The sequence below is a fragment of the Novosphingobium sp. PP1Y genome (genome assembly GCF_000253255.1).
GTDB lineage: Bacteria > Pseudomonadota > Alphaproteobacteria > Sphingomonadales > Sphingomonadaceae > Novosphingobium.
In genome coordinates, this window is sequence record NC_015580.1 from 2,321,998 (window position 1) to 2,336,748 (window position 14,751).

Genomic DNA, 14,751 nt, shown 5'->3' on the forward strand with positions numbered 1-14,751 from the left:
TCCTTCCCGGCAAGTACAAGGTAGTTAGAAACATGGCCGCAATTTCCGGTCTCATCCGCGTCATGGAAAAGGCGGCCCGCAAGGCGGGCGCCCGCCTGCGCCGTGACTTCGGCGAAATCGAGCACCTGCAGGTGAGCCGCAAGGGGCCTTCGGACTTCGTGTCCAAGGCCGACCAGGCCGCCGAGCGCACCATCTGGGACGAGCTCAAGGCCGCGCGCCCGGACTGGGGTTTCCTGTTCGAGGAAGCCGGCGAGATCGAGGGCGACCCGACCAAGCCGCGCTTCATCGTCGACCCGCTCGACGGCACCACGAACTTCCTGCACGGCATGCCGCACTTCGCGGTTTCGATCGCGGTGCAGGAACCGCGCCTCGACGGCCGGGGCTGGGGCGAAGTGACCACCGGTATTGTTTACCAGCCGATCACCGACGAGAGCTTCTGGGCGGAAAAGTCGCGCGGCGCCTGGCTGCACGACCGCCGCTTGCGGGTATCCTCGCGTCGTCACCTCGACGAGAGCCTGATCGCCACGGGCATTCCCTTCGCCAACAAGGGCGATGCCGGAGAGTGGACCAAGATTTACCACGGCCTTGCCCCGCAGGTTGCGGGCATCCGCCGCTTCGGTTCGGCCGCGCTCGACCTCGCATGGGTAGCCGCGGGCCGCTACGAGGGGTTCTGGGAATCCGATCTCAGCCCGTGGGACACGGCGGCCGGCTGCCTGCTCGTACGCGAGGCGGGCGGCTTCGTTTCCGACTACAAGGGCCGTTCGCTGCCGATCTGCGACAGTGAGGTCCTGGCCGGCAACGATGCGTTGCACACGCGCCTGCACAAGATCCTGGTGACCTCGCTCAAGGCCTGATCCGTCCCGGACATCGATCAAGGGGCAAGCAGCGGGCAGGCCGTGCAAGTGACGGCCACCATGCTGCTTGCCCTTTTTCGCAATTAGTTAAGGCGCAAGGCACCTGCGTACTTGAATGCTGCAAGACCTGCGGCTAAGCGTCGCCGGCTCATCCCGTGCCCCTGTGGCGGAATGGTAGACGCGAACGACTCAAAATCGTTTGTCGCAAGACGTGCCCGTTCGAGTCGGGCCAGGGGCACCACCGCTGCCGTATGCAGCGCGGCGACCGCGCATCTGCGGCCGGATGGGCTTTTCCAACCAAGACCCTTGCGACTTTGGCAGGCAAGCCATAGCCTTGTCTTCATGAGGAAATCGCTGCTTACGGCCGCAACGCTCGGCCCCCTCGTTTCCGTCGCGCTGGCCACTTGCGTCACGCCGGCCGCCGCGGAGCCTGTTTCTGATTCGATCGCGCGGGACATGCCGGGCCTCATGGCGATCTACCGCGATCTCCATGCCCATCCCGAACTCAGCTACCAGGAAGTGCGCAGCGCCAAGGTCATGGCCGATGCGGCGCGCAAGGCCGGTTTCGAGGTGACGGAGAAAGTTGGCAAGACGGGTATCGTCGCCGTCCTGAAGAACGGCGAGGGGCCGACGGTCCTGATTCGCGCCGACATGGACGGCCTTCCGGTGACCGAGCAGACCGGACTGCCTTTCGCCTCGAAGGAGCGCGGTGTCTCTACCGCAGGGGTGGAGAGCGGCATCATGCATGCCTGCGGCCACGATACGCACATGACCGCCTGGATCGAAACCGCACGGCTCATGGCAGCGCGCAAGGGCGAGTGGTCGGGCACGCTGGTCATGATCGGGCAACCGGCCGAGGAAGTCGGCACCGGCGCCACGGCGATGCTGGAAGACGGGCTCTACACGCGCTTTGCGAAGCCCGACTACACACTGGCGTTCCACGATACGCCCGAACTGCCTTCGGGCGTGATCGGCGCAGCCAAGGGCTGGGCGCTTGCCAATGTCGATTCGGTCGACATCCTGGTAAAGGGCGTGGGCGGTCACGGTGCCTATCCGCATACCACCAGGGATCCCATCGTGCTGGCCAGTGCCATCGTGATGAAGCTTCAGACATTGGCGAGCAGGGAAAGCGACCCGCTCGAGCCGGTGGTCGTCACGGTCGGTTCGTTCCATGCCGGCACCAAGCACAACATCATTTCCGACCAGGCCAAGCTGGAACTCACCGTGCGCAGTTTCTCGGACGAGACCCGCCAGAAGCTGCTTTCCGGCATCAAGCGCATCGTCGAGGGCGAAGCGATTGCTTCCGGCATCCCCGAAGACCTGATGCCGGTGGTTTCGGTAAAGCAGAACTACACCCGATCCACCTACAATTCGCCCGAGTTCACCGAGCAGGCGATCTCCTACCTGCAGGACAAGATGGGCAAGGACCGGGCGCTGCTCACCCCGCCTGTGATGGGCGGGGAAGACTTCGGTGAGTTCCGCCGGGCCGATGAAGACCATATCAAGTCGGTCATCTTCTGGGTCGGCGGTTCATCGCCGGAAAAGATCGCTGCCGCCAAGTCCGGCGGAGCGCCGCTTCCCTCGCTGCACAGCCCGTTCTGGGCGCCGGAGGCGGACAAGGTGGTGGGTGCAGGTTCGCAGGCCCTGACACTCACGGCCCTGCGGTTGATGGCGAGGTAGGGCGCGCCGGGCACGGGGCCCGCGCCGGTTAACCAAGGTTTCGCCGCCGCGGCCCGATGTTTCCGGACGCAGGAGCAGGCGCTGGCATGTCAGGGCGAGGGGCTGCGAGGAATGGCCACTGTAATCGTCGCCGACACTGCGCGGCGTTAAATCGAGAAATTGCAAGAAACTCGGCGGCGCCGACGTGCATTCGATTGTCGGCCACTGTCAGTTTTACCGACATTTTACGCCTTTGCCTTAGTCAAGGCTCTCGAAGCCCCCCGTTCGGCCTTTGAGAGTGGTTCGATGCGACGATGATTCGTCTTTTTAAACATTACATCCCGCATTCCGTCGTGCTGCTCTGGCTCGTCGATGTCGTGCTGCTCGTCAGCGCGAATGAAATTTCGTGGCGTGTGCGCGCAGGACAGATCGGCATGGACGCCGGAGACTTCGGCGATCGCCTGCTGCCGCACGGCGCATTCGCTGCAGTCCTCGTGCTTTCGATGATCTCGGTGGGAGTCTACGGCACCGATGCCCTGCGCTCGATGCGCTTTGCTGCCGCGCGCCTGCTGGTGGCGATCTCGCTGGGCGTGATCGCGCTATCCTTCGTCGATTTTCTGGCGGCCGGACAGCATTTCTGGCGTTCGACATTGGCCTATTCGATGGGCATTGCGATCCTGCTGCTGATTCTCAACCGCCTGCTTCTGAGCGGTATCCTCGGTACTTCGGCCTTTCGACGCCGCGTTCTCGTCCTCGGGGCAGGGGCCCGCGCCCAGCGCCTGCGCCAACTGGGCGAGCGCCCGGAGAGCGGCTTTGTCATCGTCGGCTACATTGCCATGAGCGAGGCGCATCCCGTCGTCGAGGAAGCCATCGCCCGCGGCGCCATCCACAATCTCACCCGCTACGTCGAGAACCTGGGGGTGAGCGAAGTCGTGCTGGCGCTGGAGGAAAGGCGTAATGCCCTGCCGCTCAAGGACCTGCTGCGGATCAAGACGGCGGGCGTTCACGTCAACGAGTTCTCCAGTTTCCTCGAGCGCGAGACGGGGCGCGTCGATCTCGATACGGTCAATCCGAGCTGGCTGATCTTTTCGGACGGCTTCTCTTCGGGCCGGATGATCTCCAGCGCGGCCAAGCGCCTGTTCGACATCGGCGCCAGCGCCCTGCTGCTGACGCTGACAGCGCCGGTGATCGTGCTCTTCGCGATAATCGTGAAGATCGACAGCAAGGGACCGGCCTTTTACCGCCAGTCGCGCGTTGGCCTGTTCGGCCAGTCGTTCAACGTCATCAAGCTGCGCTCGATGCGCACGGATGCCGAGGCGGCGGGCGCCCAGTGGGCATCCAAGGACGATCCGCGCGTCACCCGCGTGGGCAAGTTCATCCGCCTGACCCGCATCGACGAACTGCCGCAGGCCTGGACCGTCCTCAAGGGCGAGATGAGCTTCGTGGGCCCGCGCCCCGAACGGCCCGAATTCGTCGCCGATCTCGAGGAGCAGCTCCCCTTCTATGCCGAACGTCACATGGTGAAGCCCGGCATCACCGGCTGGGCTCAGATAAATTATCCCTATGGCGCCTCGATCGAGGATTCGCGCAACAAGCTGGAATACGATCTCTACTACGCGAAGAACTACACGCCGTTCCTCGACCTGCTGATCATTCTCCAGACCCTGCGCGTCGTCCTCTGGCATGAGGGAGCGCGCTGATGACGAGTGGCGACTGGTTCTGGCCGCTTCTGGGCATCGGGCTTGATCTCTCGGGCGCCATCGCGGTGGCGAGCCTGGCGATCTGGCTGTGGCCGAGGCGTGAGCGCTTCGGCAATGTCGGCGGCCCGGTCGTCGTCGCCCTGTTCCTGACGGCGGCTTGGTGCCTCGCAATCGCCTCGGCGATGACCGGACGCCTTGTCCTCCTGCCTTCGCTGGCTGAAAGTGCCCGTAACCTGGGCTGGCTTTTCGTCATCTACCGTTTCTTCGCCAGTGACGGGCGTCACGCCAGTCTTGCGCCGATCCGTCCGGTGATCCTGGCGCTGGCCTTCGTCGAACTTCTGCACCTTGGTGTGGATGCGGCGCTGACGCGGGCCTCGTTCGAGGGTGCTTTCCTTCGCGTCGCGTTCGAATCCAATGTCCTGTTCCGCCTTCTGGTGACGGTCGGCGGACTGGTGCTCGTGCACAATCTCTACGCCGGTGCTTCGCGGGAGACCCGGCCGGGACTGCGCTGGCCGGCATCCGGCCTCGCCTTTCTCTGGGCCTTCGACCTCAACCTCTACACGATCGCCTACCTCGGCGGGGACTGGCCGCTTGAGATTGCAGCCTTCCGCGGAGTGGCCGCGCTGGCGATTGCCGGGGCCTTTTTGCTGGCCATCGCGCGCAACCGCGACGAACTGCGCCTCAAGCCTTCGCGTGCGGTCACTTTCCAGACTTTCTCATTGCTCGTCATCGGCGTCTATCTCGTGGCGATGGTGTCGGTGGCGCAGTGGCTGTCCTATGCCGGAGGCGATTTTGCACGCCTGATCGAACTGACCTTCCTGACACTGGCGAGTGCCTTTGCGCTGGTCGTCCTGCCGTCGCGCCGCGTGCGCGGCTGGTTCAAGGTTACCCTGACCAAGCATTTCTTCCAGCACCGCTACGATTATCGCGAGGAATGGCTGCGCTTTACCCGCACCATCGGCAGCAGTGGTCTTGAAGCCAAGCCGCTGGGTGAGCGCGTCGTCCAGTCGATTGCCGATGTAACCGACAGTCCTGCCGGTCTCCTGCTTGCGCCGGGCGAGCAAGGCGAATTGACGCTGGCCTCGCGCTGGAACTGGGCGGAGATCGAAGTGCCCGCCGAGGCAATGCCGTTGCGCGCGCTCGAGGTCTTCGAACGCACGGGCTACATCACCGATCTCGACGACATTCGTGCCGGTGACGATTCCACCAGCCCGGGCATCATCGTGCCGCAGTGGCTGCTCGAGGATCGCCGTGCCTGGGCGCTGGTGCCGCTGGTCCACTACGAGCGCCTCGTCGGCATGGTCGTGCTGGCGCGGCCGCAGATCGTGCGCAAGTTCGACTGGGAAGACTTCGACCTCCTGCGTGTTATCGGCCAGCAGGTTGCCAGCTATCTTGCCGAGAATTCGAGCCAGGAAGCGCTCGCGGAATCCAGCCGCTTCGAGGACTTCCATCGCCGCATCGCCTTCGTGATGCACGACATCAAGAACCTTGCCAGCCAGTTCAGCCTTCTGGCGCGCAATGCCGAGCTTCATGCCCACAAGAAGGAATTCCGCGACGACATGCTCGTCACCCTGCGCAATTCCTCCGAGAAGCTGAACGCCCTGATCGCCCGCCTTTCGCGCTACGGTAACGGTGCGGTGGAGAAGCTGGAACAGGTTCCGGTACTCGACGTGATCGATGCCGTCGCCCAGCGCTTCAAGGACAATCCGCAGGTGGTCGTCGCGGAAAGGCACGACCTGATCGTGAACGGCAATCGTCATTCTCTCGAGCAGGTTCTCGTCCACCTCATCCAGAACGGCCTCGATGCCAGTAGCCCCGACAGCCCGGTTTTCCTCGCGGTAAGTGCGGACGGCCTCAATGCCCGCTTCGAAGTGCTCGATGCAGGCTGCGGCATGAGCGCGGAGTTCGTCCGCAACCGGCTGTTCAAGCCCTTCGTATCGACCAAGAACGGCGGCTTCGGCATTGGCGCCTTCGAAGCCCGCGAACTGGTGCGCGCGATGCGCGGCCGTCTCGAAGTGGAATCGCGCGAAGGCCTCGGCTCGCGCTTCGTGGTGCGCGTGCCGCTCGCCGCAGCCCAGGACATCTATGACAACATCGCCAACAAGGACCAAAGGGTAGCCTGATGACCGACGCCCGTAGCAAGGTGCTTCCCAAGCTCCTGATCGTGGAGGACGATGCAGGCCTCCAGGCCCAGCTGAAATGGGCCTATGAGGACTTCGACGTGCTGATCGCCGGAGACCGCCAGTCGGCCCTGGCGCTGCTGCGCTCGGAAATGCCCGATGTCGTCACGCTCGACCTCGGCCTGCCGCCGGACCCTGACGGGGTGAGCGAGGGTTTTGCCGTCCTCGATGAGATCATGGCGCTCAAGCCCGATACCAAGGTGATCGTCGCCAGCGGCCACAATGCCCGCGAATCCGCGCTGCAGGCGATCGCGCGCGGAGCCTACGACTTCTACCAGAAGCCGGTGGACATCGATGCGCTGGGCCTGATCGTGCGCCGCGCCCTGCAGCTTCACCGGCTGGAGGAGGAAAACCGCCGTCTCGCGGCGAAAGTCGAGAAGGACGAGAAAGTATTGGGCCGGATGATCACCGGCGCACCGGAAATGATCCGCGTCGCCCGCACGATCGAGCGCGTGGCCAATACCAATGTCTCGGTCATGCTGCTGGGGGCGAGCGGCACCGGCAAGGAACTGCTCGCGCGCGGGCTGCACGATGCCAGCGACCGCGCCAAGGGTGAGTTCGTGGCGATCAACTGTGCGGCGATCCCCGAAAACTTGCTCGAGAGCGAGCTGTTCGGGCACGAGAAGGGGGCCTTCACCGGGGCGGTCAAGACCACGCCGGGCAAGATCGAGCAGGCCTGCGGGGGCACGCTGTTTCTTGACGAGGTCGGCGACATTCCGCTCCAGCTGCAGGTCAAGCTGCTGCGCTTTCTTCAGGAGCGCGTGGTCGAGCGGGTCGGCTCGCGCGAGTCGATCCCGGTCGACACCCGCATCGTCTGCGCTACGCACCAGGACCTGGAGACGATGATCACCGATGGGCGTTTCCGCGAGGATCTCTATTACCGCCTTGCGGAGATCGTCGTGAAGATCCCGAGCCTGGCAGAGCGGCCCGGCGATGCGACGCTGCTTGGGAAGGCCTTCCTCAATCGCTATGCCAAGGAGATGAACCCGCGCGTACGCGGCTTTGCCTCCGACGCGCTGGCCGCGATCGATTCATGGAGCTGGCCGGGCAATGTGCGCGAGCTGGAAAACCGCGTGAAGCGCGCTGTCATCATGGCCGATGAGAAACTCGTTTCGGCAGCCGATCTCGACCTCAACGAACCGGACGAGGAAGTGATCAACGCGCTTAACCTCAAGTCCGCGCGCGAGCAGGCCGATCGCAAGGTGATCCGCCATGCGCTTGCCCGCAGCGAAGGGAATATCTCCAGCACCGCCAAGATGCTCGGGATCAGCCGCCCGACGCTCTATGACCTGCTCAAGCAGTACGATCTCCAGGCCTGAACCGTTCCTCGCGGCGAAGCGGCGCGGGACAGGAGGCTGGCAGCGGGCGGTGCTTGCGCTGCTGCTGCCGCTCCTGCTCGCCTTGCCGCTTGCCCTCACGGCGACGCCGGGATGGGGGGAGGACAGTCCGGCTGCTGCGCTGATCGAGGAGGCGCGTGGCGCTCTTGCCCGCGGCGACGGGATCGACGGCGAGGCGAAGCTGCGCGCTGCGCTGGATCGCGGCGCGAGTCGCATGGAAGTCGCGGCCTACATGGGCGAAGCCTACCTTGCGCAGGGAAACCGGCAGAAGGCACGCGAATGGCTCGCCCCGGGCACGTTCACGCCGCAAAGCGCTGCCGAGGGGTGGCGCGCGCTCGCCCGGCTGGAATGGGGGGACGGCGATTATGCGGCTGCAGGCAAGGCCTTCGAAAGAGCCCTTGCCATCTTGCCCGACGATGCCGGGCTGTGGGTCGAGATCGGTCGCCTGCGATATGCCAGCGGTCAACACCGGCTGGCCATAAGTGCGGCAGAACATGCCCTGCAGCTCGATCCCGCGAATGTCCGGGCGCTTGAGTTTCGCGGCCAGCTTGCCCGGGACCGTCATGGCCTGCTTGCAGCGCTTCCGTGGTTCGAGAAGGCCCTTCAGCAGGCGCCGGACGATGTGCCGGTGCTGCTCGAAAATGCAGCTACGCTGGGGGATCTTGGACGGGCGAGCGATTGCCTCGTCCTGACCCGGCAGGTGCTCAAGCTCAGCCCGGAGCACCCGCGCGCGTATTACCTTCAGGCAGTCCTGGCAGCGCGTGCCGGAAAATACGAGCTGGCGCGCAGTCTGCTTGCGCATACCGGTAATCAGCTGGACCGGCAGCCGGGCGTATTGTTGCTGCGCGGGGTGAGCGAGCTTGGCGTGGGCAATCCGGCGGCGGCCTCGGAACTTTTCGAACAGGTCCTGCGAATGCGGCCCGACGATCGGCAGGCACAGGAACTGCTCGCCCGGTCGATCTACCTGAGCGGCGAATACCGCTACGTGACCTTGCGCTTTCGTGACCAGATCGGCCGCGCCGATGCCTCGCCTTACCTTCTGACCGTGGTCGCGCGCGCTTACGAGATTCTGGGGGATCGCCAGCGCGCCGGAGAACTGCTGGACCTTGCGGCAAGGCCGCAGACAGCGGCGCTACGTGTGCTTCCAGGGGGCAATGGCATTGGCGCGATGCTGGCCCGCGGGGAAGCGCCGGCGGCCGAAGCGCAGGCCGAAGCGGCGCAGCGCCGCGATCCGGGCTTTTTCGACAACCTCTCGCTTGCCGGCGACGTCCAGCTTGCGCTTGGCAGGCCGCAGGCAGCACAGGCGCGCTATACTGCAGCGGCGCAGATTCGCATGTTCCCCAATCTCTTCGCCCGGCGCTTCGAGGCCTATGTGATGGCGCACGACATGCGCGGCGCGCAGCAGCTTGTGGAAGGTTACCTGCGGGAAAGTCCAACCAACCGCGAAGCCCTGCGCGCCGCCGCGCGATTGGCCGTGTCGCAGGGCGATACCGGAAGGGCGCTCGCCATCCTCAGGTGGCTGCGAGACAATGGCGACGCGCGCGACGTCCAGCTGTTGTGCGATCTTGCTTTGATCGAGGCGGACACCGGGGATGTCGAGGCTGCCCAGGCCGATGCCCGCACGGCCTATCGCCTGCAGCGCTCCAGCCCCGTCGCTACGCAGGCACTTGCCTACAGCTATGCGTTGAGCGGGCGCAATGCAGGGACGGCAACGGCCCTGCTTGACAAGGCGCAGGCAATGCTCGGCAACACGCCGCTCATAGCCGCCGCGCGGCGCAAGCTGTCGACGCCGGACGAGAGTTAGGGGAGAGCTGGCCGGTAAGGAATCCGCGTCAGGCGGGCTTCTTGGGCTGGTAGGTCTGCTCGATTCCGGGGAACGTGCGGGCGCGCACTTCCTGCGCGTATTGCTCGGCAGCGCCCGAGATCAGGCCCGCGATGTCGGCATAACGCTTCACGAAGCGGGGGACGCGTTCGAACATGCCGCACATGTCCTCGGTGACGAGGACCTGCCCGTCGCACTCGGCCGAACCGCCGATGCCGATGCTGGGACAGCTGATCGCCTTGGTAGCCTCGATGGCAATGGGTTCGACCACGCCTTCGATGACGATGGCGAACGCGCCCGCATCGTCGAGCGCCTTGGCGTCGTTCACGATCTTCGCAGCTTCCGCGTCGCTGCGTCCGCGGGCGTTGTAGCCGCCCAGCACGTTCACCGCCTGCGGGGTCAGCCCGATGTGGCCCATCACCGGGATGCCGCGATTGGAGAGGAATTCGACCGTCTCGGCCATGGCTTCGCCGCCTTCGAGCTTCACGCCCGCACAGCCGGTTTCCTTGAGCAGGCGCGATGCGCTCTCGAAGGCCTGCTGGGGCGACTGTTCGTAAGTGCCGAAAGGCATGTCGACGATAACGGCGGCATGATAGCTGCCGCGCACGACCGCGGCACCGTGGGCGGCCATCATGTCGAGTGTCACCGGCACGCTGGAGGGCAATCCGTAAATGACCTGACCGAGGCTGTCGCCGACCAACAACAGGTCGCAGTGAGCGTCAAGCAATTGCGCCTGGCGTGCGGTATAGGCGGTCAACATCACGATCGGCTCTTCGGTCACGCCGTCTTTCTTGCGGCGGCGGATCACCGGGATCGTCAGCCGTTTCATCGGCGCGGGGGTTGGCGTGGCGCGACTGGTCGCGGTGTCGATCTGGAAGGTCGTGGACATGCAAGGGCTTCTAGCCTCCGGACGCGAGTCTGGCAAAGAGACTTGCATGAGCGAAGGACCGGTCAGTGTGGACCCGTGACTTGACTGTAACGTGACAAATCAACAGGTCCAAGACGCTTCGCTCTTGCCAAGCGATAGCATGTCGCTAGCTTCGCGCCATCCATGGAAATTCCGGGGGTTCACCGCAATGTTCGGTCGCGTAAAGCCGTTAGACGCCATTCTGGCGACGGCTGAGAAAAAATCATTACATCGTTCGCTGGGTGCCATCCAGCTTACACTTCTGGGTGTCGGCGCCATCATCGGCACCGGTATCTTCGTGCTTACGTCGGAGGCCGCGCAGAAAGCGGGGCCCGGGATGATGTGGGCTTTCGTCATCGCTGCCGTCGTGTGCGGCGTGGCGGCGCTCTGCTATTCCGAGATCGCCTCTATGGTGCCGGTTTCGGGCTCGGCTTATACGTATACTTATGCGGTGATGGGCGAACTGCTGGCCTGGATGGTGGGCTGGGCGCTCATTCTCGAATATGCCGTCGCCGCCAGCGCTGTCTCGGTCGGCTGGTCGGGCTATTTCGTGGGCCTGCTGCACAGTTGGGGAATCGAGCTGCCCAATGCGCTGATCGTCGGTCCCTATGCCGGCGGCATCGTCAACCTGCCGGCGCTTGTCATTGCGCTGCTGGTGACGCTGCTGTTGATGATCGGCACGACCGAAAGCGCGCGGGTCAATGCGATCCTCGTCGGCATCAAGGTGACGGCGCTGACGGTTTTCATCGTCCTGACGATCCCGGTGATGAAGGGCGCCAATTTCGAACCGTTCATGCCCAACGGCTGGTTCGGCAACGGCCACGGCGCAGGTCTGGGCGCGGTCGGTGCAGCTGCCTCGATCTTCTTCGCCTACGTCGGTTTCGATGCGGTCTCGACCGCGGCCGAGGAAACCAAGAACCCGCAGCGCAACGTGCCGATCGGCCTGATCGGCAGCCTGGGCATCTGTACGGTGTTCTACCTGCTGGTGGCCGCCGGTGCGATCGGTGCGCTGGGCGCGCAGCCGGTCAACGGTCCCAATGGCGAGATCCTTGCACCCGGCACGCCCGAGCTGGCCTCGCAGTGCCAGGCGATTGCCGCCAGCACGATCGAGCCGCTGGTCTGCTCGCGCGAGGCGCTGGCGCATGTCCTGCGCTCGATCGGCTGGGAGCGCATCGGTGACCTTATCGGCGTGGCCGCCTTCCTGGCGCTGCCCTCGGTCATCCTGATCATGCTCTTCGGCCAGACCCGCATCTTCTTCGTCATGGCCCGGGACGGCCTGCTGCCCGAGAAGCTCGCGTCGATCCATCCGCGCTGGAAGACCCCGCATATCGTGACGATGATCACCGGTGTTGCGGTGGCCTTTTTCGCGGCCTTTCTGCCGGTCGGTCAGCTGGCCGACATTTCGAACTCGGGCACGCTCTTCGCGTTCTTCATGGTCGCTCTGGCGGTGATGATCCTGCGCAAGACCCAGCCTGACCGGCATCGTCCGTTCCGCACCCCGCTGGTGTGGGTGGTCGCGCCGATCGCGGTGCTGGGCTGCCTTGGCCTGTTCTTCAACCTGCCGTTCGAGGCGAAGATGGTGCTGCCGGTCTGGGGCGGCATCGGTCTCGTGGTCTATTTCTCCTACGGCTATCGCAAGAGCCACGTGGGCCTCGGCAGGATCGAGGTGCACGAGGAAGATCCCGACGCGCCGCCGCAGCCGGTTCCGCCGGTGTAATGCGTCTGATCGCGGATTGAGGGAAAGGGGGGCTTTGGCTCCCCTTTTCTTTTCGCGCGAGGAGGCGAATGCGTTCCGTCCTCGCGCTTGCCGCTCGCTGTGCCGGGAAGTTATCCCGGGTTGTGCCGGGCTTTTGCCCCGGTTTTACCCCGGTCATCCCCCGGCTTGTCCCCAGTGCTGTCCACACCCGCACCATTGCCAGCTCCGGCAAATGAGAACATAATAAGAACATTATTTGCTCCCGGTGCGATTCGATGGTCGAAATCAGTTCCATTCCCACTGCCGCCAGCCTCACTGCAAGGCAGGTCGATGCATGGCGTCCCGGCCTGGTCTCCGGGGAAGTCCCCCATGGCGAGCTGTTCGCCGCGGGCAATGAAGGCGCCGGTGCCGCCCTGGCCCTGGCCCTTGCGCTCGACCGCATGGCCGCCCGGTCCGCCGATGGGGCGTCTGCCCAGGCGCAGGAGGATCGCATGTGGCTCTGGGTGCAGGACCGCGAGGCGCTCCGGCGCAGTGGCCGGCCCTATCTTCCCGGCCTGCCGCGCGCCTTGCGCCATCGTCTCGTCCATGTCGCCGCCCGCAGCGCAGAAGATGCGCTCTTCGCGCTGGAGGAAGGGCTGCGCTGCCGCGACTTCGCTTTCGTTCTCGGTGAAGTGACCGGCAATCCCCGCGCGCTCGACTTCACCGCCTCGCGCCGTCTCAGCCTTGCTGCCGAGCGTCATGGCGTGCCGCTCTGGCTGGTCCGTCTCGATGCAAGGGCCGACCTGTCCTCCGCCCGCATGCGCTGGCGCGCGCAGTCCTGCGCCTCGCCGTCACCGCGCTGGAACCCGCAGGCGCCCGGCGTGCCGAGCTGGCAGGCCGAACTGTTCCGCGCCCGTCGCCATCCCCCGGGAACCTGGGTGCTGCGGGATGACGGCCGGTTGGTGGCCGAACGGGCAGGGGGCATCGCGGCCATCGCTCCATCCCGCTTTTCGTCCCACCATGCCCAGCCGGTCCAAGCTCGCGGGTAATGCCGCCCCGCCCCGCCGGATCCTCGCCATCTGGCTAAGGCAGCTTGCGCTCGACCGCTGGCGGCTGGCCGAGGGGCTGGCGGCGGGCGAGGGCGCCGATGCACAGCCGCTGGCGTTGATCGCGGAGACCGCGCATGGGCCGCGCCTTGCCGCGGTCAACGATGCGGGATTGAACGGCGGGGCCCAGCCGGGCGCGATGCTGGCCGATGCCCGCACGCTCTGCCCGCAACTCGCCGTCGCGCCTTCGGACCCGGCGGGCGATCTCGCCTTTCTTGAAAACCTGGCCGCCTGGGCCATGCGCTGGGGGCCGTGGAGCGCGCTCGATCCGCCCGACGGGCTCCTCGTCGACGTTACCGGCGTCGCCCACCTGTTCGGCGGCGAGGCGGCGCTGCTGGCCGATGCCCGGGCCGCTTTCGCCCGGCGCCGGCTGTCGGTGCGCCTGGCTCTCGCGCCGACCGCCGGGGCGGCCTGGGCGCTGGCGCATCATGGTCCGGACGGGGCGATCCTGCATCCCGACGACGATCCCGCCGCGCGCCTGTCCGGCTTGCCGGTCGCGGCGCTGCGGCTTGACGACGACGTGCTCACGGTGCTGCGCCGTCTTGGCCTCAAGCGCCTTGGCGACCTGGGCGGGGTGGCGCGCGATGCACTTTCGCGCCGGTTCCGCAATCGCCGCTCGGCTGCCGCCAATCCGCTGCTGCGCATGGATCAGTTGCTGGGCCGTGTGCCCGAACCGCTGCTGCCGGTCACCGTCGTCCATGCGCCGCTGGTGCAGCGACGGTTGATGGAGCCGATCCGCCACCGCGACCTGCTCGACCGTGTCGTTGCCGACCTGGCGCAGGACATGGCCCGCCAGCTTGAGGGGGAAGCGCTGGGCGCGCGCCGGCTTGAGCTGGGGCTGTGGAAAGTCGATGGCGAAGTCCTGGTGCGCCGTCTCGAACTGGCCGCGCCAAGCCGCGACGCCGAGCATCTCGCCGGTCTCTACGGGCGCAAGCTGGAAGGGCTCGACGCAGGCTTCGGCATCGAACTGGTCCGCATGCGCGCGCCCTGGTGCGAGCCGCTGGCCTTGTCCCAGCAGGATTTCGAGGCGGCGGCAAAAGCCCATGGCACCAGCCTTGCCGCCTGTATCGACCGGCTCTCGGTGCGGCTCGGCGAGGAGGCCGTGCGCCGCCCGGTGCCGCGCGCCAGTCACTTGCCCGAACGGGCACAGCGCTGGCAGGGGCCGCTGGAGCGCGAAACCTCTTCGCAGGGAGCTTTCGATTTCCACTTCAGGCCATTGAAAATGCTGGATCGGCCCGAACAGATCGCGGTGATTTACGAGACCCCGGACGGCTTGCCCAAGCGGTTCCGCTGGCGGGGGCAGGTCCACGAGATCGCTCGCGCCGAAGGTCCTGAACGCATTGCGCCCGAATGGTGGCGTGAACGCGGGACGGCACGCCTGCGCGACTATTACCGCATCGAGGACGGACAGGGACGACGCTACTGGATCTACCGCAGCGGCGTGGTCGGCGACGGGCGCGGCGGCACGCCGGCATGGTTCCTCCAGGGCATCTGCGCCTAGGACCGCCGCC

Annotated in this window: 10 protein-coding genes and 1 tRNA gene; 10 read left to right on the forward strand and 1 reads right to left on the reverse strand. The window is 65.7% G+C overall.

Features of this window, described 5'->3' with window-relative positions; genetic code table 11:
• The first annotated feature begins 32 nt into the window (after positions 1-32).
• The 7 genes from PP1Y_RS17105 (at position 33) to PP1Y_RS17135 (ending at position 9,534) form a co-directional block, all read left to right on the forward strand.
• Positions 33-854 (forward strand): inositol monophosphatase family protein, encoded by an 822-nt coding sequence (locus PP1Y_RS17105; RefSeq protein WP_013833342.1) that lies wholly within the window; start codon positions 33-35, stop codon positions 852-854.
• Between the two features lie 157 nt (positions 855-1,011).
• Positions 1,012-1,095 (forward strand) — tRNA-Leu (locus PP1Y_RS17110).
• A gap of 101 nt (positions 1,096-1,196) precedes the next feature.
• Complete coding sequence (locus PP1Y_RS17115; RefSeq protein WP_013833343.1) at positions 1,197-2,534, forward strand: amidohydrolase; 1,338 nt, start codon at positions 1,197-1,199, stop codon at positions 2,532-2,534.
• A gap of 293 nt (positions 2,535-2,827) precedes the next feature.
• Positions 2,828-4,213: a TIGR03013 family XrtA/PEP-CTERM system glycosyltransferase gene (locus PP1Y_RS17120; protein ID WP_013833344.1), complete on the forward strand. Its 1,386-nt coding sequence runs from the start codon at positions 2,828-2,830 to the stop codon at positions 4,211-4,213.
• Positions 4,213-6,336: an XrtA/PEP-CTERM system histidine kinase PrsK gene (gene prsK / locus PP1Y_RS17125; protein ID WP_013833345.1), complete on the forward strand. Its 2,124-nt coding sequence runs from the start codon at positions 4,213-4,215 to the stop codon at positions 6,334-6,336. Before PP1Y_RS17120 ends, prsK begins: the two co-directional genes overlap by 1 nt.
• On the forward strand, positions 6,336-7,712 hold the full coding sequence (gene prsR, locus PP1Y_RS17130) for a PEP-CTERM-box response regulator transcription factor (protein WP_013833346.1): 1,377 nt from the start codon (positions 6,336-6,338) through the stop codon (positions 7,710-7,712). The genes prsK and prsR overlap by 1 nt, the downstream gene beginning before the upstream one ends.
• A gap of 49 nt (positions 7,713-7,761) precedes the next feature.
• Positions 7,762-9,534 carry a tetratricopeptide repeat protein gene (locus PP1Y_RS17135; protein WP_013833347.1) on the forward strand — a complete coding sequence of 591 codons (1,773 nt, stop codon included), beginning with the start codon at positions 7,762-7,764 and terminating at the stop codon, positions 9,532-9,534.
• Between the two features lie 28 nt (positions 9,535-9,562).
• Here PP1Y_RS17135 and panB read toward each other — a convergent pair whose 3' ends face one another.
• Positions 9,563-10,441: a 3-methyl-2-oxobutanoate hydroxymethyltransferase gene (gene panB / locus PP1Y_RS17140; RefSeq protein ID WP_013833348.1), complete on the reverse strand. Its 879-nt coding sequence runs from the start codon at positions 10,439-10,441 to the stop codon at positions 9,563-9,565.
• A 187-nt stretch (positions 10,442-10,628) separates the two neighbouring features.
• Here panB and PP1Y_RS17145 point away from each other — a divergent pair, with 187 nt between their 5' ends.
• From PP1Y_RS17145 to PP1Y_RS17155, 3 genes are all read left to right on the forward strand, one after another.
• On the forward strand, positions 10,629-12,176 hold the full coding sequence (locus PP1Y_RS17145; RefSeq protein ID WP_041558947.1) for an amino acid permease: 1,548 nt from the start codon (positions 10,629-10,631) through the stop codon (positions 12,174-12,176).
• A gap of 254 nt (positions 12,177-12,430) precedes the next feature.
• Complete coding sequence (locus tag PP1Y_RS17150; RefSeq protein WP_041558948.1) at positions 12,431-13,183, forward strand: hypothetical protein; 753 nt, start codon at positions 12,431-12,433, stop codon at positions 13,181-13,183.
• Positions 13,155-14,741: a DUF6504 family protein gene (locus PP1Y_RS17155; RefSeq protein WP_013833351.1), complete on the forward strand. Its 1,587-nt coding sequence runs from the start codon at positions 13,155-13,157 to the stop codon at positions 14,739-14,741. Before PP1Y_RS17150 ends, PP1Y_RS17155 begins: the two co-directional genes overlap by 29 nt.
• Positions 14,742-14,751 lie beyond the last annotated feature (10 nt).

Excerpts from the sequence above, each read along its gene's own strand:
- PP1Y_RS17105 (WP_013833342.1), top strand. The coding sequence starts at position 33 with ATGGCCGCAATTTCCGGTCTCATCCGCGTCATGGAAAAGGCGGCCCGC.
- PP1Y_RS17115 (WP_013833343.1), top strand. The coding sequence starts at position 1,197 with ATGAGGAAATCGCTGCTTACGGCCGCAACGCTCGGCCCCCTCGTTTCC.
- PP1Y_RS17120 (WP_013833344.1), top strand. The coding sequence starts at position 2,828 with ATGATTCGTCTTTTTAAACATTACATCCCGCATTCCGTCGTGCTGCTC.
- prsK (WP_013833345.1), top strand. The coding sequence starts at position 4,213 with ATGACGAGTGGCGACTGGTTCTGGCCGCTTCTGGGCATCGGGCTTGAT.
- prsR (WP_013833346.1), top strand. The coding sequence starts at position 6,336 with ATGACCGACGCCCGTAGCAAGGTGCTTCCCAAGCTCCTGATCGTGGAG.
- panB (WP_013833348.1), bottom strand. The coding sequence starts at position 10,441 with ATGTCCACGACCTTCCAGATCGACACCGCGACCAGTCGCGCCACGCCA.
- PP1Y_RS17145 (WP_041558947.1), top strand. The coding sequence starts at position 10,629 with ATGTTCGGTCGCGTAAAGCCGTTAGACGCCATTCTGGCGACGGCTGAG.
- PP1Y_RS17150 (WP_041558948.1), top strand. The coding sequence starts at position 12,431 with ATGGTCGAAATCAGTTCCATTCCCACTGCCGCCAGCCTCACTGCAAGG.
- PP1Y_RS17155 (WP_013833351.1), top strand. The coding sequence starts at position 13,155 with ATGCCCAGCCGGTCCAAGCTCGCGGGTAATGCCGCCCCGCCCCGCCGG.